This is a genomic window from Paraplanobispora siamensis (genome assembly GCF_016863175.1).
GTDB lineage: Bacteria > Actinomycetota > Actinomycetes > Streptosporangiales > Streptosporangiaceae > Planobispora > Planobispora siamensis.
Genome location: NZ_BOOJ01000015.1, coordinates 22621 through 42284, shown reverse-complemented (window position 1 = coordinate 42284; position 19664 = coordinate 22621). Strand labels below are relative to the sequence as shown.

The following is a 19664-nucleotide window of genomic DNA, read 5'->3' as shown; positions in this document are numbered from 1 at the left end:
CGCCCTGCCGTGGGCGCCCGCCGTACGGTCGCGGGCTGTGCGGGCTGTGCGGGCTGTGCGGGCTGTGCGGGCTGTCGGGTGAACTCGTCTCGGCCGGATCAGCTCACCCCTGTCGGGTCAGCTCGCCTCGAAGGCCTCCGCGACCGCGGCCCGGACCCGGTCCATCGGGATGCCGGGGGTCTCGCGGGCGAGGGAGGTCATGTCCACATCCGGCATGCCGCAGGGCACCGCCCAGTCCCACGGGGTCAGGTCGCCGTCGACGTTGAGGGCGAACCCGTGGCTGGTGACGCCGCGGCTCTGGCGCATGCCGATGGAGACGATCTTCCGGCCGGTCTCGCTCGTCCACACGCCGGTGAGCAGCTCCGAGCCGGGCGGGGTGTCGCGGCGCTCGGCCGCAACGCCCAGCTCCCGCAGCGCGTCGACGAGCCGGAGCTCTACCTCGCGCACGTAGTCGACGATCCCCTCGCCCTCGCCGAGCTTGACGATCAGGTAGCCGACGAGCTGGCCGGGGCCGTGGTAGGTGAGCTGCCCGCCCCGGCCCGTGCTCACGACGGGGATGCCGTGGGACGGGTCGGGCAGGTGCTGCTCCAGCGTGCGTCTGCCGACGGTGTAGACCTGCGGATGGCTGAGCAGCCAGAGGGTGTCCGGCCGCTCGTCGCGCTGCCGCTCGCCGACCAGGTCGGTCATCCGCTCCATGGCCTTCTCGTAGTCGACCAGATCGTCCTGGAGCAGGGACAGGGGGCGTTGCCTCATGCCCCCAGCTTATTTTCAGTAGCGGGTGTGGTGGGTCGCGGGCGCCTTGGGGATGAGGATCCACATCAGGACGTAGGCGACCCACAGGGGTCCCGGAATCAGTGAGAGCAGCAGCCACAGCACCCGGACGACCGTGGGCGACCAGCCGAGGCTCTCCGCGATCCCGCCGCAGACGCCGGCGATTATCTTGTGGTTTCTCGAACGGTGCACTTTGCATCTCCCGGATCGTTGTCGTTTCTCACCCGGTGAAACGAACGCCGAAGAGCACCACGTTCCCTCAGCATCCCTGAGAAAACCCTGTCAGGGTCGGGCCTTCGCGCCTCCCGCGTCATGGTCAACTCATGCTTCATAACTTTTTGCAACTCGGCGTCAACAGCTCTAGTCGAAGGTGATTGATAACGGTACGTTCCGCTCTAGTACGGAATGGGACCCCCCATACAGTCTCCCGAGGAGCGTTATGCGCCTGAGATTCCGACACGGCTTGGTCCGAGGCCTCACCCTCGCCACGGCCCTCGCCCTTCCCCTTGCCTTCACCCCCGCGGCGAACGCGTCGTCCGGGGTCGACGTCCCGGATGTGCTGGCCAACGCCATCGCGCACCAGGTCAAGGGCAAGAACGTCAAGAAGCACCTGGACAAGTTCCAGGAGATCGCCACCGCCAACGGCGGCAACCGCGCGGCGGGCACCGCCGGGTACGACGCCTCGCTTGCATATGTGCAGGACAAGCTCCGCAAGGCCGGTTACCGGACCTCCACCACCGACGTGGAGTTCCCGATCAAGTGGGAGGAGTTCTCCCCCTCGGTCCTCCAGCAGATCACGCCCGAGGCCAAGACCTACACCAACGGCCCCGACTTCGTGACCGTGGCCTCCTCCAGCGGCGGTGACGTCACCGCGCCGATCCAGGTGGTCGATCCGGTCATCCCGCCGGCGCCGAACCCCAACACCTCCACCGCGGGCTGCGAGGCCAGCGACTTCGCAGGGTTCACACCCGGCAACATCGCGCTGATCCAGCGCGGCACCTGCCCGTTCGTCGACAAGGCCACCAACGCCAAGGCGGCGGGCGCGGCCGGCGTGATCTTCTTCAACGAGGGTCAGCCGGGCCGTACCGACCCGCTGGCGTTCGACATCGTCGAATGGCGCTTCGGCTTCCCGATCGTGATGGCCAGCACGGCCGTCGGCCTCGACCTGGCCGACAGCCCCGGCACGACGGTGCGCCTGAAGGTCGACGCCAAGACTGAGGTCGGCAAGACCAAGAACCTCATCGCCGACTCCCGCTGGGGCAAGAGCGGTGAGATCGTCATGGTCGGCGCCCACCTGGACAGCGTGGAGGAGGGCCCCGGCATCAACGACAACGGTTCCGGCAGCGCCGCCATCCTGGAGACCGCGCTGAAGATGGCCTACGTGCCCACCAAGTACAAGCTCCGCTTCGGCTTCTGGGGCGCGGAGGAGCTGGGCCTGCTCGGCTCCGAGCAGTACGTGGCCGAGCTGTCGCAGGCCGAGAAGGACAAGATCCGTCTCTACCTGAACTTCGACATGGTGGCCTCGCCCAACGACGCCACGTTCCTCTACGACGGTGACGACTCCGACGCCGAGGGCGCGGGCCCCGGCCCGGCCGGCTCCGCCGAGATCGAGAAGCGCCTGGAGAACTTCTACGCCAAGCGCCAGCTGCCGTTCGAGGGCACCGACTTCGACGGCCGCTCCGACTACGGCCCGTTCATCGCCAACGGCATCCCGTCCGGCGGCATCTTCACCGGCGCCGAGGGCATCAAGACGCCCGAGCAGGCCGCGAAGTTCGGCGGCACCGCCGGCGTCGCCTTCGACCCCTGCTACCACTCCGAGTGCGACACGATCACCAACATCAACGCCGCCGCCCTGGAGCGCAACTCCAAGGCGATCGCCTACACCTCGTCGTTCTTCTCCTTCGACCTGTCCGACATCCCCGACCGCAACGCCGCCGCCCTGGCGAAGTCCGCGGCCGCCTCCTCCGGCCACTCCCACTCCCACGGCGAGCCGGCCAAGTAAGGTCTGAGACGGCCTGAACCGAGCGTGACCCGTCAGGGTCGCCGCTCAGCGCACCACGATGTACGGCGTGCGCCCCGACCGGGGCGCACGCCGCTCGGGGGACCCCCCACCTCAAACCCTGAGGAGCACCCCATGCGCACTCTCCGAGCCATCGGAACGGCAGTGATCCTGGCCCTTCCGCTGGCGTTCACCGCACCCGCGGCCGCCACCGCCGCGGCGGCGCCCGACATCTCCCTGGCCGCCGTAAAGGCCCACCTGTCCCAGTTCCAGACGATCGCGAACGACAACGGCGGCAACCGCGCCCACGGCCGCCCCGGCTATCTGGCCTCGGCCAACTACGTCAAGGGCCTGCTGGACGCGGCGGGGTTCACCACCACGCTGCAGTCCTTCACCTACAACGGCGCGACCGGCTACAACGTCATCGCCGAATGGACGCGGGCAGGCGACGCGAACGACGTCCTCATGGTCGGCGCGCACCTCGACAGCGTGAGCGCCGGGCCGGGCATCAACGACAACGGCTCCGGCAGCGCCGCCATCCTGGAGACCGCCCTGGAGGTCGCCCGCCAGAACCTCGCCCCGGCCAAGCGTCTGCGGTTCGCCTGGTGGGGCGCCGAGGAGCTGGGCCTGCGCGGCTCGCAGTTCTACGTCAACAACCTGTCCGCCACCGAGCGGTCCAGGATCAAGGGCTACCTGAACTTCGACATGGTGGGCTCGCCCAACCCCGGGTACTTCGTCTACGACGGCGACAACTCCGACGGCACGGGCGCGGGCCCCGGCCCGGCCGGGTCCGCCCAGATCGAGCGCACCATCCAGGACTACTTCACCTCGATCGGCGTGCCCACCCGGGGCACGGACTTCGACGGCCGCTCCGACTACGGCCCGTTCATCGCCGTCGGGATCCCGGCGGGCGGCACGTTCACCGGGGCCGAGGGCATCAAGTCCAGCGCCCAGGCCTCACTCTGGGGCGGTACGGCGGGCCAGGCCTTCGACCGCTGCTACCACCGCTCCTGCGACACGACCGCCAACATCAACGACACCGCGCTGGACCGCAACGCCGACGCCATCGCCTACGCGGTCTGGACGATCGCGACCGCGACCCCGCCGGTGGTCGTCTGGCAGGACACCTTCGAGGCGGAAAACGGCTGGACGGTCAACCCGAACGGCACCGACACCGCCACCACCGGCACGTGGGAGCGCGGTGACCCGGCGGCCACCACCTCCAGCGGCGCCAAGCAGCTCGGCACCACGGTCAGCGGGACCAACGACCTGGTCACCGGACGCCAGGCGGGAGCCTCGGCGGGTGACTTCGACATCGACGGCGGCGTCACCAGCATCCAGTCACCGCCGATCACCCTGCCGTCGAGCGGGACGCTGAACCTGTCGCTGTCGTGGTACCTGGCGCACGGGTCCAACTCCTCCAGCGCCGACTACTTCCGCGTCAGCGTCGTCACCTCCGCGGGTACCACGCAGGTGTTCCAGCAGCTGGGCTCGGCTACCAACCGCAACGGCGCCTGGACGACGGCCACGGCGAACCTGTCCGCCTACACCGGGCAGAGCATCCGCGTCCTGATCCAGGCCGCCGACGCCTCCGGCGCCTCGCTGGTCGAGGCCGGGGTGGACGACGTCAAGATCACTCGATAACCACCACGAAGACACGGCCGCGCCCGGACGGGCGCGGCCGTACCCGTTCACTGGAGGTCTTCGAGGTTCTCGTCCTCGTCGGCGGAGGCCCCGTCCCCGTCCTGGTTCTCCTCGGCGACCGACCGCAGGAGCGGGTCGTTGTCATCGGTCTTCGGGCGGCTTTCCTCTGGCATCGTCATAGTCGCCTGATGCCCTCGGCGTCCCATTTCATACCGTCCGGAACTCTCATTCCGGATTCAACGCCACCCTCCGGGGAATCGTCCTGTCTTGATCGAAGGAGGTCCATCATGACCCAGCCGCAACAGAACGAACTCCGCAGGTCCGGCGGCGCCCCGACGAACGACGAGAATCTCGACGTCGTCCCCGAGTCTCCGAGCGGCACCGCCGCCTCCGGAGGACACGCGCACGGCACCGACAAGGGCAACAAGGGTGGCGGAGAGGGCGGCGGCGTCCCGCCCGACCAGCAGCCTCCGCACCCCGCCTGATCACCGATCACACATCCGGAGATATATAGCTTTTTGTCCGCTTTAAGTGGGGTATGAGTCCTCACACAAGCGCGAAGGGGGATCTCATGAGCAAGACGGTGGCCGATGTGATGACGGCCAATCCCGCGACCATCGACGCCGGGCAGCCCGTGTCCGTCGCGGCCCGGATCATGAGCAGCGAGGACACCGGGGCGGTCATCATCACCAACGACGGAGTGATCAGCGGGATCGTGACCGACCGCGACATCGCCGTCCGCATCGTGGCCGAGGACAAGGGACCCGACACTCCGGTCCAGGACGCGTGCAGCGACGACCTGGTGACCGTCGGGCCCGACACCAGCCTGGAGCAGGTCGTCCAGCTGATGCGTTCCAAGGCCGTACGCCGGATGCCGGTGGTCGAGAACAACAAGGCCGTGGGCATCGTGAGCATCGGCGACCTCGCGATGGAGCGCGACCCCGACTCGGCCCTGGCCGACATCTCCGCCGCGAGGGGCAACCAGTAGGCCCGGGATCCGGTGCCTGATGGACGGAGCCGGGACCGCCGCAGGGTGATCCCGGCCTGTCCGTATGGGAGGCATCCGGGTTCCCCGCCGACCCACGGCCGTGTCAACGTGTGTGAGCCGCCGCCGCTGGGGAATCGGCAGCTCACCGTCAACGGGAGGGAGATGGTGACGCATGGCCTCGGAGCCGTCGGTCGTCACCAGCCTGTCGGAGCTCACCACGCTGCTCGACAGGCGGCGGGGACTCTTCATCCGGTGGTCCAAGGATCTGAACGGCAACGGTGAGCACGGCGGCAGCCGGGACTCCCTCACCGGAGCCGAGCTGCCCGGCCTGTCCGCCAACCCCCTGGACATCGAGGAGTGGTGGGGCGACCGCCCGATGCGGCTGTGGGCCGCCCGGCGGCTGCACGACTACTCCCACCTGCGGCGCGAGCGGGGGCCCGGGGTCAAGGCGTGGGTGGTGCACGGGGAGGAGGTGGGCCGCGGACCCGACAACGAGCCGCTCATCGAGTACGACGAGGTGGTGGCCATCGTCGACGACGCGGTCATGAAAGAGGCGAGCGAGCTCGTCGACGGCCAGGGGTGTCCCGAATGGGGACCGCTGGACCGCGGTCGCGGCGCCCCGGGCTGACGGGGACCGGAGCCGCGGCGGCGGAGCCACGGCGACGGAGCCCCAGACCGCCCGCCGCTGAACCCCGGGCCGTCCGCCGGCGTATCAACCGAAAGGCCGAGTCACAGCCTTCACTTCCCTCCGCTAACCTCTCGGAGGTCACGCACGCGCTGGACGGAAGGCATCCACGTTGATCGGCTGGTTCGAAGCGGTGGTCCTCGGGGTCATCCAGGGGCTCACCGAGTTCCTTCCCATCTCCTCCAGCGCCCACATCAGAGTCGTGTCGGCGCTGTTCGGCTGGGAGGACCCGGGCGCCGCGTTCACCGCGGTGATCCAGCTCGGCACCGAGACGGCGGTGCTGATCTATTTCCGCAAGGAGATCTGGGAGATCATCTCCACCTGGACCCGGGCGTTGTGGACGCCGGAGCTCCGTTCCCACCACGCCGCCCGGATGGGCTGGTACGTGATCGTGGGAACGATCCCGATCCTCATCCTCGGCGTGCTCTTCAAGGACAGCATCGAGACGGTCTTCCGCGACCTGCGGCTGATCGGCACCACGCTGATCGTCTTCGCCCTGGTCCTCTGGCTCGCCGACCGCACCGCCCGCAACAGGCTCACGCTGGAGAAGCACCTCAGCTTCACCCACTCCATCGTGTACGGCCTGGCGCAGTCCCTGGCCCTGATCCCCGGCGTCTCCCGGTCGGGCGGCACGATCACCGCGGGCCTGCTGCTCGACTACCGCCGCGAGGAGGCCGCCAAGTACTCCTTCCTGCTGGCCATCCCCGCCGTGCTGGGCGCGGGCGTGCTGGAGCTGTTCGAGATCGGCGAGGGCGGTGCCCCCGACTGGGGGCCGACGATCCTGGCCACGCTGATCTCCTTCGTGATCGGCTACGCGGCGGTGGCCTGGTTCCTGAAGTACATCAGCACCCACCGCTTCACCGGCTTCGTGATCTACCGCATCGTCCTCGGCGTCGTCATCATCGCGCTGGTGAGCTTCGGGGTTCTCGACCCGTCGGCTTAGAAGAGCGGGTCCTGGAGCAGGAGGGGCCCGGCGATGCGGGTGTCTACGGCGGGCCGGGTCCTGCCCACCCGTGAGACGCGTCCGAGACGGGCCGGGCGACACCCGGTCCGCCGGGCACCGCCGTACCCGCTTTCAGCCTCAGGGCTCACTCGTCCAGGGGGTCCCACCATCGGCGCGCTCCGGAAGCCCGGTGCGCGCCGGGCCCTCGCCGTACTCCGTGCCCTCGCCGTACTCCGTGCCTTCGCCGTACTCCGTGCCTTCGCCGTACTCCGAGTACCGGGCCCGGAACGCGGCGGCCTGCTCGTAGGCGGTCACCACGGCCGCGAACATCGCGGCCGGCGCCGCCGCGGCGACCAGCGGCCAGAGCGCGGCGGCCGGGAACATCACCAGCGCCACGATCGTCACGGCGCAGACGGCGACCCAGACGCCCGGGCGGCCCAGTGCTCTTCGCAGCCTCACCACGTCCGCCGCCATTCGTACCAGGGGCCTTCCAGGTGCTCGTAGGACGTCTCGGGCTCCTGCGGGGGAGCGCCGGCGGGGAACCAGGCGAAGCCGTGGGTGTCGAGGAAGCCGGTGTCCCGCAGCCCGAAGCTCACGCCGCCGCCGGTCCTGACGACCGACGAGACGGAGAACAACCCGATCTGGCGGCCGCCGCCCTCGGGCTCGGCCCCGGTGCTCACCGCATGCGCCACCTGCTCCATGCTCGCCCTGGAGAGCGCGAACCGGACGTCCTGGGGAACGCCCGCGGAGCCGAGCCCGGCGACCACGGCCGCCATGAGCGGCACCGCCGCCCAGCGCACCCAGTGCCGGCGCAATCCCGGACGGCCGTCCGCGCGGGCCAGCCCCACCACGAACCGGGGGATCCAGACGACGGCCAGCGTCAGCGCGAGGATCCCGCCCAACAGGGCCAGCCCGAAGTATCCGCCCGGGGCGCTGACGCTGTACAGCAGGAGCAGGCCGGTGAGCGCGCTGAGCGGCAGCAGCCACCGGCCGGGCGGACCGATCAGCGCCCGGGTGAGCCGCGGCAGACGGGGCTCCGGCGTCGTCGGCGGAGCCGGCGGCGTCATCGGGAGGTCCGGCTGTGTCATCGGGGGATCCGGCGGTCGAAGGGCATCGGCGAGTCCAGCGGTCGAAGGGCGTCGGCGACCGCGCGCGTCAGGCGAGATCTCCGCACGTCAGGCGGGTTTCCGGACCATCCTGCCACGCGCCCCGGAGGCGGTCGTCCTCCCGCTCGCCGACTCCCCGTCCCCCCGCAGGGGGATGACGGCCCGTCAGGCGCTGGAGGTCCTGCGCCCCAGGGGGACCCTGCTGGCCAGGGCGAACACCGTACCGAAGCACGCCCACGCCAGGACATAGGCGACGGGGGTGGCCCAGGAGGCTCCGATGATGTCCTCCAGCGTGGCGCGGCCCTCGAAGTACAGAGCCAGGCCGGCGATCGCGCCGGGGATCGCCCCCCACCAGCGGCGCCACCAGACCTCGTTGGTCATGACCTCGAAGAAGACCAGCCCGAGCGGACCGAACAACAGCAGTTTGAGCGGGGCCGGCCCCTCCCCGTCCGTCTCCCCGACCAGCCAGGCGAACAGCATGATCGCGATGGCGGAGAGCACGAGCAGGCCGACCGTCTCCCCGAGCGGGGCGGGGTCGTCACGCGGGTCGGAAGCTTCAGCCGGTACGGGTGGTTCCGTCACGATCTCCATCCTGCCCGACGGAAAGAGCGTCCACGTACGCCAGACGGGTCCGCCACAGCCGTACTCCCAGCGTCAGGCAGACGACGAGGAGCACCGCCTCGGCGATCAGCAGCAGTCGTTCCGGCGTGAGGTTCGCGGGCAGGACGCTGGCCCCCAGGAAGCCCAGGAGCGTCGCGGCGGTGGCCCAGGCCGTGTCGACGGCCAGCTCGGTGAGGGCGAACCGGCGGCGGGGATAGGCCAGCCGCCCGGCCGCGAGGGTGGCGGCGGTACGCCCGCCGGGCACGAGCCGGGCGGCCACCAGCACCAGCGGGCCGTGCCGGTGGAAGCGCTCCGGCCAGCCGTTCACCAGCCCGGGTACGGCCCGCCGCATCCGCCCCGGCAGAGCCCGGGTCACCGCCCCCGACGCGGCCCGCCGCATCCGCCCCGGCACGACTCGCGTCGATCGCCGCGCGCCGGTCAGTCCGCGCAGGCGGGCGCCCGCCTGGTAGGAGGCGAGGTCGCCGGCGAGGGCTCCCGCGGCCCCCGCCAGGATGACGAGGGGGATCTCCAGATCACCGGTGACCGTGAGCGCCCCGGCGGCCATCAGCGTGCCCTCCCCCGGGATGACCGGGAAGAAGACGTCGAACGCGGTGAGCACGGAGATGACCAGGTACGCGAGTACGGCCACCGCGGGCAGCTCCACGCCGTACATGGTCATCTCCTCTTTTCCGGGAATCTTCCGGGAGACGTTCCTTCGGGAAGCGCTCTGATCGTCGTGTTTCCGGCCGGGCCGGGCGATTGCCGGATCCCGACAGTTGCCCGGTCCCCGGCTTCCGGACTCAGGCAACGGGGGCGGGCACGGCCCTCGGCCCCGCCGGGGTGCGGGCGGGGACGGCCAGCATGATCAGGCCCGCCAGTGCCCACGCCCCCAGGACGGCCAGCGGCCAGAGCAGCGCCGCGCCGCCGAAGTGCACGACGTTGGTGACGGCGTCGGAACCCGGGCCGACGGGCAGGAACCGGCCGATCACGGCGTACCACTCGGGGACGAACCGGGCGCCGAGCGGGCCGCCGCTCGCCGGCAGGCCGATCGGGATGAACAGCAGGGCGGCGAGCCCCACCCCCGCCGGGCCGACGACCTTCATCAGACCGGCGGCGACCAGGCTCACGGTGAGGACGATGCCGGCCGAGATCGCCACCAGCCCGCCGAAGCTGCCGGGCAGCGCCCCGAGCACCACGTCGGCCAGCCAGGCGTTCGCCGTACCGACCGTCAGCGCACCGGCCGTCAGCACGCCGAGGCGTCCCGCGAGGCCGAGGCCGGGCACGGCGTTCGACAGCAGCACGGCCAGCGCGATTCCGGGGATGACCAGGCTGAGCACGTAGAACAGACCGGAGATGCCCCCCGCGTCACCGGGCGGCAGCGGTACCGCGTCCTCCACGGTCAGCGACCGTCCCTGGGCCTGGGCCGCACCCTGGAAGACCTGCATGATCACCGTCGAGGCCGTGCGCCCACCGGCGCTCGCGACCACCAGCCTGCCCTCCTGGGCCAGCAGGACCGCGTCGACGTCGCGGCCGAGGAGGGCCTCCCGGGCCGCCTGCTCGGAGGAGTGGCCCTCCAGTGCGAAGGCCCCCGGCTTGCGCTGGTCCAGCGCCGCCTGGAGCTGCTGCGCCGGAGCGCCGACCACCGCGACGGGGACGCCGTGCGGCTCGGGCTTGTGCAGGGCGCCGACGAAGGAGGCGGAGAACAGCATGCCCACCAGCGTCACCGCCGCGAGAAGTGCGATGATCTTCTTCATTTTTCTCACCATCTGTTGACTTCAACTGCGTTGAATTCAACATAGGCGAATTCAACGTGGTTGAATAGGGGGTGTGACGGAAGAGACACGACGACCGGGCAGACGGCGCGGGAGCGGTGAGTCGCCCCAGACGCGGGAGGCGATCCTGGAGGCGGCGCTGGCCGCGTTCGAGGAGAAGGGATACACCGCGACCACAATCCGCGGCGTGGCCACGGCGGCCGGGGTGGACCCCGCCCTGGTCATGCACTTCTTCGGCAGCAAGGACGGCCTGTTCGACGCGGCCATCCGGGGACCGGGCATGCCCCTGCGGCGGCTGCGCGACGTGTTCGAGGCCGGTCCCCTGGACGGCCTCGGAGAGCGCCTGATCCGCCGCTACCTGTCGATCTGGGACGACCCGGTGGCCGGCCCCCGCCTGCACGCCGTCATGCAGGCCGCCGCGTCCTCCCCCGCCGCCGGAGGGATCCTCAAGGACTTCATGGTCGCCGAGGTCCTGCAACCGCTGGCCGAGCACGTGACCGGCGACGACGCCGAGACCCGCGCCGTCCTGCTCGCCAGCCAGATGATCGGCGTGGCGATCACCCGCTACGTGCTCCGCGTGGACCCGATGGCCGCCCTCACCACGGACCAGCTGGTCACCGCCGTCGCCCCCACCCTCCAGCGCTACCTCACCGGCGACCTCGGCCTCTGACCCCGCCATTCCGGCTCCGGAGCCACCAACCGATCCGGCCGCACCCGTCCCCACCCTCCGGCGCTACCTCACCGGCGACCTCGGCCTCCGACCCACCGCTCCGGCTCCGGAGCCACCAACCGATCCGGCCACGCCTGCCCCCGCACCTCCGGCGCCGGTACGGCGAGGCGTCGGACGGAGTGGCCCGGCGCCGCCGTACGGCGGGCAACCCGGCGGGCCCTCGTGGACGGTTCACGGGGGGAGTCGGGGAGACTGGTCGGGTGCGTTCCGAGTGGTCCGGGCTGCCTGTCCGGCATGTCCTTCCCGAGCTGACCCAGGCGCTGGAGGAACACGGCGTGGCCGTGCTCACCGCGCCTCCCGGGACCGGGAAGACCACTCTGGTGCCGCTCGCCCTCTCCGGGCTCCTGGACGGTACGGCGCGCAGGCGGGTGATCGTGGCCGAGCCGCGCAGGATGGCGGTGCGCGCGGCGGCCCGGCGGATGGCCTGGCTGCTGGAGTCGCGCGTGGGAGCGGAGGTCGGCTTCTCGGTCCGGGGCGAGCGCAGGGCCGGGCCGGACACGGTGGTCGAGGTCGTCACCACCGGTGTCCTCCTCCAGCGGCTCCAGCGCGATCCCGAACTCGACGGCGTGGACGCCGTACTGCTGGACGAGTGCCACGAGCGCCACCTGGACGCCGACACCGCCCTCGCCTTCCTCCTCGACGTCCGCGCCACCCTCCGCCCCGACCTGCGGCTGCTCGCCACCTCCGCCACCGCAGACGCGGTCCCGTGGGCCCGCCTGCTCGGCACCGGCACCGGCACCGGCCTGACCGGGACGGCCCCGATCATCCACGCCTCCGGGACCCTGCACCCCGTCACCGCGATCTGGGCGCCGCCGCCCCGGCCCACGGCGCCCCCGCACGGCCTCCGGGTCGATCCCGCCTTCCTGTCCCACGTCGCCGACGTCGTACGGCGGGCGCTGGCCGAGCAGTCCGGGGACGTCCTGTGCTTCCTGCCGGGCGTCGGCGAGATCGGCCGGGTGGCCCGGATGCTCGCCGGGATCGGCACGGCCGATGTGACCGGTCCGGGCGGCCCCACCGGCGGAAACGGCCCCGCCGGCACGAGCGGCCCGGACCGGTCCGGCGAGGCCGGTGGGGTCCAGGTTCTCCAGGTCCACGGCCAGGCCCCCGCCCACGTCCAGGACGCGGTCCTCTCCCCCGGCCGGACGCGGCGGGTGATCCTCGCGACCTCGGTCGCCGAGTCGAGCCTGACCGTGCCCGGCGTCCGGGTCGTGGTCGACTCGGGCCTGGCCCGCGAACCTCGCACCGACCACGCCCGTGGCCTCGGCTCCCTCACCACCGTCCGCGCCTCCCGGGCCTCGGCCGAACAGCGGGCCGGGCGGGCGGGCCGCGAGGCGCCGGGCGTCGTCTACCGGTGCTGGCCGCAGGCCGAGCACGAACGGCTCCCCGAATACTCCCGGCCCGAGATCGCCCTGGCCGACCTCACCGGCTTCGCCCTGCAGGCCGCGTGCTGGGGCGATCCCGACGCCACCGGCCTGGCGCTGCTCGACCCGCCCCCGCCCGCCGCGATGGCCGCGGCCCGCCGCACCCTGCACGCCCTGGGCGCCCTGCGCCCCCGCGACACCCCCGGTTCCCGGAGACCGGTCGGCGGCTCCGGGAGACCGGACGGACCCGCCCTTCCGAAACCGGGTCTCCCCGACGTTTACGAAGCACCCGGCGGCACAATCGGTTCAGGCCGCTCCGGCACCTCCGAAGCACCCGACGGCACAATCGGTTCGAGCTCCTCCGGCACCTCCGAAGCACCCGGCGGCACGGCCGGCCCGGATCTCTCCGGTGCCGTCGTCACCGGCCGGGGACGGCGGATGGCCACGGCCGGTGTCCATCCCCGGCTCGCCCGGGCGCTGCTCGACATCGGCCCGCGGGCCGCCGAGGTGGTCGCGCTCCTGTCCGAGCAGCTCCCCCGGGACGCGGACGACGACCTCGTCGCGGTCTGGCGTTCGGCCCGCCGCGGCGACGACGGCTTCTCCGCCCGCTGGCGGCAGGAGGCCGCCCGCCTGGCCAGGGTCGTCTCCCACGGCGGCCCGGCGACCGGCCGGGACGGTGACCCGGCCGCCGCCGCGTCCCCCGGCGACGCCCCCGGTGCCGTACCCTCCGGCGGCACCCCCGGTGCCGTATCCTCCGACGGCCTCGCCGGTGCCGCGACCCACGGCGCTCCCACCGCCGGACGGTGGGACGACGACCGTCTGGCCGGGACGGTCGTGGCCCTGGCCTATCCCGAACGCGTGGCCCGAAAGCGGGGCGGCGCCTACCTGATGGTCTCGGGGACCGCCGCCGAGACGTCGCGGGGATCACGGCTCGGTACGGCGGAGTGGCTGGCGGTCGCGGTCGCGGACCGGCCCTCCGGGGCGGCGACCGCCCGGATCCGGCAGGCCGTCGTGATCGACGAGGAGATCGCCAGGCTCGCCGCCGCGTCCCTGCACGCCTCAGGCGACGAGATCGCCTGGCGGGTCCCTCCTGGGCAGCGCCAGGGCGACGTCTCGGCCCGCCGGGTCGAGCGCCTCGGGGCCGTCGAGCTGTCCTCCCGCCCTCTCCCCGACGCCGACGTCACGCCCGCCGTACTGCAGGGCCTGCGCACCGAGGGCGTGGCGCTCCTGAGCTGGTCGCCCGAGGCCGCGGCGCTGCGCGAGCGGCTGGCCTTCTGCCACCGCGCGCTCGGCGACCCCTGGCCCGCGGTGGACGACGCCTCCCTCGTCCAGGCCGCCGAACTGTGGCTGGAGCCCGAGCTGTCCCGCGCCCGCCGCCGCTCCGACCTGGAGCGCATCGACGTGACCGCGGCCCTGCGCCGGCTGGTGCCGTGGAGCGCCCGGCTGGAGGACGTGGCCCCGGAGCGGATCGAGGTGCCCAGCGGGTCGCGGATCAGGATCGACTACTCCGGCGAGCGGCCGGTTCTCGCCGCCAAGCTGCAGGAGCTGTTCGGCTGGGACGAGGCCCCGAGCGTCGCCGGGGTGCCCCTGGTGGTCCACCTGCTCTCCCCCGCCGGCCGTCCGGCCGCCGTCACCGGCGATCTCGCCTCGTTCTGGCGCGAGGGCTACCGCGCGGTCCGCGCCGAGCTGCGCGGCCGCTATCCGAAGCACCCCTGGCCCGAGGACCCGCTGTCCGCCGTGGCTACCCGCCGTACCAACCCCCGCCGCTGAGGCCGCCCGGGATCAGCGGCCGTTCCCTCCGGGAACCGTCACCCGCCCACGCCGTACTCGTCGTCGCCGAGGTCGAAGGCGACGTCGGCGATGACGACCGTCCGCACCCGCGGGTCGCCGAGGAGCTTCCCCAGGTCGGCGAGTTTCCAGCCGTCGACGACGAGTCCGTACACGGCGCCCTCCTTGGCCGCCCCGGCGAGCCACCCGGGCTCCAGCTCGAACTCACTGAGGTCGTCCCCCTCGTCGACCAGCCCGACCCACCTGCGGAACTCCGCCAGCGCCGCCCTGGGCTCGGTCTCGCACTCATAGCTGAGACCCACCCAGGTGTTCTCCAAGGTCATGTCACGGTTCCAGACGACCGCGCTCAACGAGGACGGGTCACTGGAGTCGTCGAAGAAGGACGGGAGGTAGATGTAGGAGACGTCCGCCCCTCCGCAGATCTTGTTCTTCCGGTTGAAGTCGACGAGCGGTTCGGTGCTCATCGGGTGTGCGAACTCCACGATCGCCGCGGCTTCGAGCGTCGGGGGAAGCCCGTCGATGATCTTCCGTGCTTTCTCCGCCACATGTTCGTCACGGCCGTTGTCGCCGTCCATGACCGCGAGCGCCCCGCTCACACCGTTGTCGCCGTTGTAGCCGCGCAGGCGCGCGTCCGGGTCCACGACGCGGGCGGCCGTGCCGTGCACCCGGTCCCACCGCTCGTCCCCGAAGTCGACGAACAACCGCAGAGCCCTCTCGGCCCCGCTCAAAGCCAGGAACAGCGCCGCGGTGACGGCCAGGACCTTGACGAGGGACCTGGCCACATACGTCCAGTCGGGTTCTCCCGTCCGCACCGCCGCACGCTCCTACGATCTAGATCGAATCGGGTACGGCGCACCTTATCCCCTGGAACCGGCGCGAACAGGGAAGATCAGGCGGAGAGGCGGTCCCGGGTGGGGATGATGTCCTCCAGCCGGGTGACGGGCATGTCGTAGGAGGTCACCGTGGCGTTGAGGGCGGCGGCCAGGGACACCGCGGTGCGGTAGAGGAGCTCCAGGCCGGGGTGGTCGGCCAGGTCCTTGGCGTCGAGCTCCAGGTCGATCACGTGGTCCTCGACGTCCATCAGGTCGGAGGTCGGCCAGCTGTAGGAGGCCTTGACGACGCTGCCCGGCCCGCCTTCGAAGGAGCACATGCCCAGTTCGTGGTCGTGGCGGACGGTCCGCTCGCCGAGTACGGCGCGCACCAGGTCGGCCACCTCCTCGCAGTCGAGCACGCCCCGCTTGGGGCCCAGGTTCACCTGGACGTCGACGTAGTCGTCCTGGATCTCCGGCGGGTACAGCGCCCCGCCGATCCGGCTGGCCAGGGCGTTGAGCACGAAGCGGGCCGCGTGCTTGTTGCCGTTGCTGGCGATGACGGCCCCCCGCCGGTCGGCCGGGATGCCCGCCTTGGCCGCCACGTCCTGGGTGACCTCCACCCAGCGCACCCGGGTGCCGTTCGCGACGAACCAGCCGTCCGAGACCTTCAGGCCGGGGTCGTACTGGCGGAGCAGGCTTTCCAGCCGGGCCGGCTCCGGGGGCCTGTAGGTGAGCAGAGCGGGGTTGAGGCGGAGCCGGCGTGCTGTGCTGTTGAGGAACCACATGGTGTCCAGTATCAGGGCATTCACTTGCGTTTCACTTGAAAGTCCCAGGCCACAGGCCATACGGCGGGCCGCAAGCCCATGCCGCGAGGCACTCTCTTCCCGATCCGCCGTCGTCCGGCGTGCGCGCGACGGCGCCGCATTAGCTATCGTGGTGATATCACTTCGATAGCAAAGGTGGGATTCATGGAACGACACGCCTTCCGGGTCAGCGGATTCACGGTCCTGGTCGTCCTCCTCGTCCTGGGCGGGGCGGCCGCGGCGGCCGGATCGGCCGTCGCGGGTGTGGAAGGAGCGGCCGTCACCGCGGTGATCTGGTTCGGCGTCGCGGCGCTCATCTCCACCGGGTTCACGATCGTCAACCCCAACGAGGCCAAGGTCGTGCAGTTCCTCGGCCGCTACATCGGCACGGTCAGCCGGGCGGGCTTCCAGTGGGTCATCCCGTTCACCACCAAGCAGCGCGTCAGCCTGCGGGTCCGCAACTTCGAGACCGCCAAGCTCAAGGTGAACGACGCGAGCGGCAGCCCGGTGGAGATCGCCGCGGTGGTCGTCTACAAGGTCACCGACACCGCCAAGGCCGCGTTCTCCGTCGACGACTACGAGGAGTACGTCGCGATCCAGTCGGAGGCGGCCGTGCGGCACCTGGCCACCAGCCACCCCTACGACTCCCACGAGGAGAACCTCACCAGCCTGCGCGACGGCGCCGAGATCGCCGGGGAGCTCACCACCGAGCTGCGTGAGCGCACCGAACTCGCCGGAGTCGAGGTCCTGGAGGCGCGGATCACTCATCTGGCCTATGCTCCGGAGATCGCCCAGGCCATGCTGGTCCGCCAGCAGGCCGCCCAGGTCGTCGCGGCCCGCACGCACATCGTCTCCGGCGCCGTGGGCATGGTCCAGCTCGCGCTGACCAGACTGGCGGAGGAAGGTGTCGTGGATCTCGATGAGGAGCGGAAGGCGCAGATGGTCTCCAACCTCCTGGTCGTCCTGTGCGGCGACCGGGCGACGCAGCCGGTGGTCAACGCCGGCAGCCTCTACTCCTGACCATGCCTGAGCGTAAGAAGCTCCTTCTCAGGCTCGACCCGGCCGTCTACGACGCGATCGCCAAGTGGGCGGCCGACGACCTGCGGAGCGTCAACGCCCAGATCGAGTACGCGCTGCGCCTGGCGTTGAAGGAGGCCGGGCGCGTCTCCCGCAAGGACGCGTCGAAGGACACGTCATCCGATTGAGACGTAGTGCACTTCCCTCTGCGATATCCGCGGGACCACACTCGGTGCATGTCGTGGGTGGGAAAGTCCGCAGCGGATATAGCGGAGGCCGTGCGACGGGGCAAGGTCACCGCTCCGGCGGTCGTCGAGGAGCACCTCGGCGCGATCGCCGAGCGTGACGGACGCATCGGGGCGTTCCGAAAGGTCCTGACCGAGCAGGCCCTCGCCGAGGCGCACGCCGTACAGGAGCGGGAGGACCTGTCGGAGCTGCCGCTGGCCGGGGTGCCGGTGGCGGTCAAGGACAACGTCCCGGTCCGGGGGGAGGCCCTGCGCAACGGCTCGGCCGCCACACCGGACACGCCCGCGGCCGAGGACCACCCCGTGGTGGCCAGGCTCCGCGCGGCCGGCGCGGTGGTCGTCGGGATCACCAACGTGCCCGAGCTGTGCCTGGTCGGGTTCTCCGACAGCGTGTACGGCGTGGTGCGCAACCCGTGGGACCCGGCGCGCACCGCCGGCGGGTCCTCGGGCGGCAGCGCCGCGGCCGTGGCGGCCGGGATGGTCCCGCTGGCCCACGGCGCCGACGGGCTGGGCTCGCTGCGCATCCCCTCCGCCTGCTGCGGGGTCGTCTCGATCAAGCCGGGCCTGGGGGTGGTCCCGCCGCCCGAGCCCGACTGGCACGGGATGTCGGAGAACGGGCCGATCGCGACGACGGTGACCGACCTCGCCCTGGCCCTGGCCGTGATGTCCGGGGACATGTCCCTGGCCACGCCGGGGAAGATCGAGACGCTCCAGGTGGAAGACGAGATCGACGACTACCCGGGCGGGCTGACCACCTCCGAGCCGCTGCGGCTGCGCGTGGCCGTCGCGCCGTGCCCGCTGCCGCCGGGCTTCACGGTGGACGAGCGGTTCCAGGAGGCGGTGACCGACGCCGCCCAGGCGCTCGGCGAGGCCGGGCACACGGTGGTCGAGCACGGCGAGCGGATGCCCCTCTGGCTCGGTTCCGCCGCCGTCGCCACGTGGTTCGCCGTCGCCAGGGAGGACTCCCGCGGGCTCGACCGGCACCGGCTGGAACGGCGCACCAGGGCCCTGGCCCGCACCGGCCGGTTGCTGGGCGCGTTCGGGCTGGACGGCTCGCGGGGCCGCGACCGCTGGCGCGCCAACGGGGCCGACCAGTGGTTCGGCAACGCCGACGTGCTCGTCACCCCGACGTTGGCCATGATCCCGCCGCCCGCGGAACGCTGGGGCCGCCGCGGCCTGTTCAGGAACGCCCGCGCCAACCTGACCTACGCCCCCGCCACCGCGGCCTGGAACATGGCCGGCTGGCCCGCGCTGACCGTCCCGTACGGCCGGCACCCCAGCGGCGTGCCCATCGGCGTGCAACTGGTGGCCGCACCCGGCGGCGAGGCCCAGCTGCTGATCCTGGCCGCCCAACTGGAGGCCGCCCGCCCCTGGGCTCGCCACGCCCCGCCCGCCTGACCCCCCTTCCGGTCCCGTCACGCTCTCCCCGGCCCCGCCCGGCACATATGGTCGCCTCCTGGACCGGCGACGGCACCGCCGCGGCGGCCTACGGCACCCAGCTGGGCGAGCTGGTCGACCGCATGGACCTGCACCTCACCCGGAGGATGGTCCGCCGGGCCGAGCCCGGCAGGGTCCGCTTCCTGCCGCTGCACCTGGCCATGGAGGGGTTCCTCGCCCTGCACTTCGGCGGCCCGTCGATCGCCTGGCGGGAGTGGTCCGCGCAGGCGGTCAGGGACGGGCTGTCACCTCGCGAGGAGGCGGCCTACAGCGGCGCCCAGGTGCGCGGGCTGGACGACGCGCTGCGCGTCTTCGAGATCCACGAGGGCCAGTGCGGGCTGGTGGTCTACGCCGGGGACGTGCTGGCCGGGGCCACCGTGGTGCCGCACCCCGACGACTACCGCGCGCTGCACCCCTCGCTCGTGCGCGACATGTACGGCGAGCTGATCTACCACAGCGCCATGCACTCCTACCCGGTCCCCGACTTCACCGCCCGGCTCGGCTCGCCGTCCACGGTCGCCGGTCTGCGCGCCGCGGTCGCCCGCGCCCACGCCGAGTGGGACGGATTCCACGCCTCCGTCATGACCGCGGGCCTGCTGGAGGGCGCCCACGCCTTCCGGAGGGTCCGCCGCATGGGCCGGTTCACGCTGTCGCGCTTCCTGCCGTCGTTCGAGCGCCGGCGCGACAACCACATCGGGGAGGTCATCACCGACCACCGGGGCGCGGTCGCCTATCTGAAGACCTTCCGCCTGTCGGAGGCGCAGACCAGGCGCGGCCACCTGCTGACCCGCCTGGAGGCCCACGACTGGCATCTGGAGACCGCCGCCCGGGAGATGGACACCGACGCGGCCGGGCTGGCGCTGCGGATCGAGCGGGCCGGTCTCGGCCACCTGCTGCGCCAGGACGTCCTGGACGGCTATCGCAGGGCGAAAGCCGGACAGGCGCCGTCACGTGGGTGACGGC

The 19664-nt window shown here is 72.0% G+C and carries 22 protein-coding genes; 12 read left to right on the top strand and 10 right to left on the bottom strand.

Going from position 1 to position 19664, the window contains the following annotated elements:
- Positions 1 to 117: 117 nt before the first annotated feature.
- Positions 118 to 753: a lipoyl(octanoyl) transferase LipB gene (gene lipB, locus Psi01_RS08705; protein WP_204063435.1), complete on the bottom strand. Its 636-nt coding sequence runs from the start codon at positions 751 to 753 to the stop codon at positions 118 to 120.
- Positions 754 to 768: 15 nt separating this feature from the next.
- Positions 769 to 963, bottom strand: coding sequence for a PspC domain-containing protein (locus Psi01_RS08700; RefSeq protein ID WP_204063434.1), 195 nt, complete (start codon positions 961 to 963; stop codon positions 769 to 771).
- 271 nt (positions 964 to 1234) lie between these two features.
- Here Psi01_RS08700 and Psi01_RS08695 point away from each other — a divergent pair, with 271 nt between their 5' ends.
- Both Psi01_RS08695 and Psi01_RS08690 read left to right on the top strand, forming a co-directional pair.
- Positions 1235 to 2773, top strand: coding sequence for a M28 family metallopeptidase (locus Psi01_RS08695; RefSeq protein ID WP_239127339.1), 1539 nt, complete (start codon positions 1235 to 1237; stop codon positions 2771 to 2773).
- Positions 2774 to 2905: 132 nt separating this feature from the next.
- Complete coding sequence (locus Psi01_RS08690) at positions 2906 to 4414, top strand: M28 family peptidase (RefSeq protein ID WP_204063433.1); 1509 nt, start codon at positions 2906 to 2908, stop codon at positions 4412 to 4414.
- A gap of 47 nt (positions 4415 to 4461) precedes the next feature.
- Here Psi01_RS08690 and Psi01_RS44055 read toward each other — a convergent pair whose 3' ends face one another.
- Complete coding sequence (locus Psi01_RS44055; RefSeq protein WP_275424502.1) at positions 4462 to 4587, bottom strand: hypothetical protein; 126 nt, start codon at positions 4585 to 4587, stop codon at positions 4462 to 4464.
- A gap of 114 nt (positions 4588 to 4701) precedes the next feature.
- On the opposite strand from Psi01_RS44055, the gene Psi01_RS08685 reads away from it, so the two are divergent.
- The 4 genes from Psi01_RS08685 (at position 4702) to Psi01_RS08670 (ending at position 7030) form a co-directional block, all read left to right on the top strand.
- A complete protein-coding gene (locus tag Psi01_RS08685; protein ID WP_204063432.1) occupies positions 4702 to 4899 on the top strand; it encodes a hypothetical protein in 198 nt (65 codons plus the stop codon).
- Between the two features lie 86 nt (positions 4900 to 4985).
- Positions 4986 to 5402: a CBS domain-containing protein gene (locus Psi01_RS08680; protein ID WP_204063431.1), complete on the top strand. Its 417-nt coding sequence runs from the start codon at positions 4986 to 4988 to the stop codon at positions 5400 to 5402.
- 172 nt (positions 5403 to 5574) lie between these two features.
- Positions 5575 to 6030: a DUF6098 family protein gene (locus Psi01_RS08675; protein WP_204063430.1), complete on the top strand. Its 456-nt coding sequence runs from the start codon at positions 5575 to 5577 to the stop codon at positions 6028 to 6030.
- Between the two features lie 169 nt (positions 6031 to 6199).
- The gene (locus Psi01_RS08670) at positions 6200 to 7030 is read left to right on the top strand and encodes an undecaprenyl-diphosphate phosphatase (protein ID WP_204063429.1); all 831 of its coding nucleotides are present in this window, start codon (positions 6200 to 6202) and stop codon (positions 7028 to 7030) included.
- Positions 7031 to 7168: 138 nt separating this feature from the next.
- Here the strand turns inward: Psi01_RS08670 and Psi01_RS08665 are convergent, their stop codons facing one another.
- The 5 genes from Psi01_RS08665 to Psi01_RS08645 all read right to left on the bottom strand — a co-directional run bounded on the left by Psi01_RS08665 (position 7169) and on the right by Psi01_RS08645 (position 10490).
- Complete coding sequence (locus Psi01_RS08665) at positions 7169 to 7489, bottom strand: hypothetical protein (protein ID WP_204063428.1); 321 nt, start codon at positions 7487 to 7489, stop codon at positions 7169 to 7171.
- The gene (locus Psi01_RS08660; RefSeq protein ID WP_204063427.1) at positions 7486 to 8118 is read right to left on the bottom strand and encodes a hypothetical protein; all 633 of its coding nucleotides are present in this window, start codon (positions 8116 to 8118) and stop codon (positions 7486 to 7488) included. The genes Psi01_RS08665 and Psi01_RS08660 overlap by 4 nt, the downstream gene beginning before the upstream one ends.
- A 183-nt stretch (positions 8119 to 8301) precedes the next feature.
- Positions 8302 to 8718, bottom strand: coding sequence for a hypothetical protein (locus Psi01_RS08655; RefSeq protein ID WP_204063426.1), 417 nt, complete (start codon positions 8716 to 8718; stop codon positions 8302 to 8304).
- A complete protein-coding gene (locus tag Psi01_RS08650) occupies positions 8693 to 9409 on the bottom strand; it encodes a DedA family protein (RefSeq protein WP_204063425.1) in 717 nt (238 codons plus the stop codon). Before Psi01_RS08650 ends, Psi01_RS08655 begins: the two co-directional genes overlap by 26 nt.
- 127 nt (positions 9410 to 9536) lie before the next feature.
- Entirely contained in the window at positions 9537 to 10490 is a 954-nt protein-coding gene (locus Psi01_RS08645) for a hypothetical protein (RefSeq protein WP_204063424.1), read from the bottom strand.
- A 73-nt stretch (positions 10491 to 10563) separates the two neighbouring features.
- On the opposite strand from Psi01_RS08645, the gene Psi01_RS08640 reads away from it, so the two are divergent.
- Positions 10564 to 11178, top strand: coding sequence for a TetR/AcrR family transcriptional regulator (locus tag Psi01_RS08640; protein ID WP_204063423.1), 615 nt, complete (start codon positions 10564 to 10566; stop codon positions 11176 to 11178).
- A gap of 260 nt (positions 11179 to 11438) precedes the next feature.
- A complete protein-coding gene (locus Psi01_RS08635) occupies positions 11439 to 14369 on the top strand; it encodes an ATP-dependent RNA helicase (RefSeq protein ID WP_204063422.1) in 2931 nt (976 codons plus the stop codon).
- Between the two features lie 38 nt (positions 14370 to 14407).
- Here the strand turns inward: Psi01_RS08635 and Psi01_RS08630 are convergent, their stop codons facing one another.
- Positions 14408 to 15199 carry a hypothetical protein gene (locus Psi01_RS08630; RefSeq protein ID WP_204063421.1) on the bottom strand — a complete coding sequence of 264 codons (792 nt, stop codon included), beginning with the start codon at positions 15197 to 15199 and terminating at the stop codon, positions 14408 to 14410.
- A 77-nt stretch (positions 15200 to 15276) separates the two neighbouring features.
- Positions 15277 to 16008: a hypothetical protein gene (locus Psi01_RS08625; protein ID WP_204063420.1), complete on the bottom strand. Its 732-nt coding sequence runs from the start codon at positions 16006 to 16008 to the stop codon at positions 15277 to 15279.
- Positions 16009 to 16167: 159 nt separating this feature from the next.
- On the opposite strand from Psi01_RS08625, the gene Psi01_RS08620 reads away from it, so the two are divergent.
- The 4 genes from Psi01_RS08620 (at position 16168) to Psi01_RS08605 (ending at position 19660) form a co-directional block, all read left to right on the top strand.
- A complete protein-coding gene (locus Psi01_RS08620) occupies positions 16168 to 17022 on the top strand; it encodes an SPFH domain-containing protein (RefSeq protein ID WP_204063419.1) in 855 nt (284 codons plus the stop codon).
- A gap of 2 nt (positions 17023 to 17024) precedes the next feature.
- Positions 17025 to 17207, top strand: coding sequence for a type II toxin-antitoxin system antitoxin (locus Psi01_RS08615; protein ID WP_204063418.1), 183 nt, complete (start codon positions 17025 to 17027; stop codon positions 17205 to 17207).
- Between the two features lie 90 nt (positions 17208 to 17297).
- Positions 17298 to 18662, top strand: a complete 1365-nt coding sequence (locus Psi01_RS08610) for an amidase (RefSeq protein WP_239127337.1) — start codon at positions 17298 to 17300, stop codon at positions 18660 to 18662.
- A 47-nt stretch (positions 18663 to 18709) separates the two neighbouring features.
- A complete protein-coding gene (locus Psi01_RS08605) occupies positions 18710 to 19660 on the top strand; it encodes an ARPP-2 domain-containing protein (RefSeq protein ID WP_204063416.1) in 951 nt (316 codons plus the stop codon).
- Positions 19661 to 19664 lie beyond the last annotated feature (4 nt).

Excerpts from the sequence above, each read along its gene's own strand:
- lipB (WP_204063435.1), bottom strand. The coding sequence starts at position 753 with ATGAGGCAACGCCCCCTGTCCCTGCTCCAGGACGATCTGGTCGACTAC.
- Psi01_RS08690 (WP_204063433.1), top strand. The coding sequence starts at position 2,906 with ATGCGCACTCTCCGAGCCATCGGAACGGCAGTGATCCTGGCCCTTCCG.
- Psi01_RS44055 (WP_275424502.1), bottom strand. The coding sequence starts at position 4,587 with ATGCCAGAGGAAAGCCGCCCGAAGACCGATGACAACGACCCGCTCCTG.
- Psi01_RS08685 (WP_204063432.1), top strand. The coding sequence starts at position 4,702 with ATGACCCAGCCGCAACAGAACGAACTCCGCAGGTCCGGCGGCGCCCCG.
- Psi01_RS08680 (WP_204063431.1), top strand. The coding sequence starts at position 4,986 with ATGAGCAAGACGGTGGCCGATGTGATGACGGCCAATCCCGCGACCATC.
- Psi01_RS08675 (WP_204063430.1), top strand. The coding sequence starts at position 5,575 with ATGGCCTCGGAGCCGTCGGTCGTCACCAGCCTGTCGGAGCTCACCACG.
- Psi01_RS08660 (WP_204063427.1), bottom strand. The coding sequence starts at position 8,118 with ATGACACAGCCGGACCTCCCGATGACGCCGCCGGCTCCGCCGACGACG.
- Psi01_RS08650 (WP_204063425.1), bottom strand. The coding sequence starts at position 9,409 with ATGTACGGCGTGGAGCTGCCCGCGGTGGCCGTACTCGCGTACCTGGTC.
- Psi01_RS08645 (WP_204063424.1), bottom strand. The coding sequence starts at position 10,490 with ATGAAGAAGATCATCGCACTTCTCGCGGCGGTGACGCTGGTGGGCATG.
- Psi01_RS08620 (WP_204063419.1), top strand. The coding sequence starts at position 16,168 with ATGGAACGACACGCCTTCCGGGTCAGCGGATTCACGGTCCTGGTCGTC.
- Psi01_RS08615 (WP_204063418.1), top strand. The coding sequence starts at position 17,025 with ATGCCTGAGCGTAAGAAGCTCCTTCTCAGGCTCGACCCGGCCGTCTAC.
- Psi01_RS08605 (WP_204063416.1), top strand. The coding sequence starts at position 18,710 with ATGGTCGCCTCCTGGACCGGCGACGGCACCGCCGCGGCGGCCTACGGC.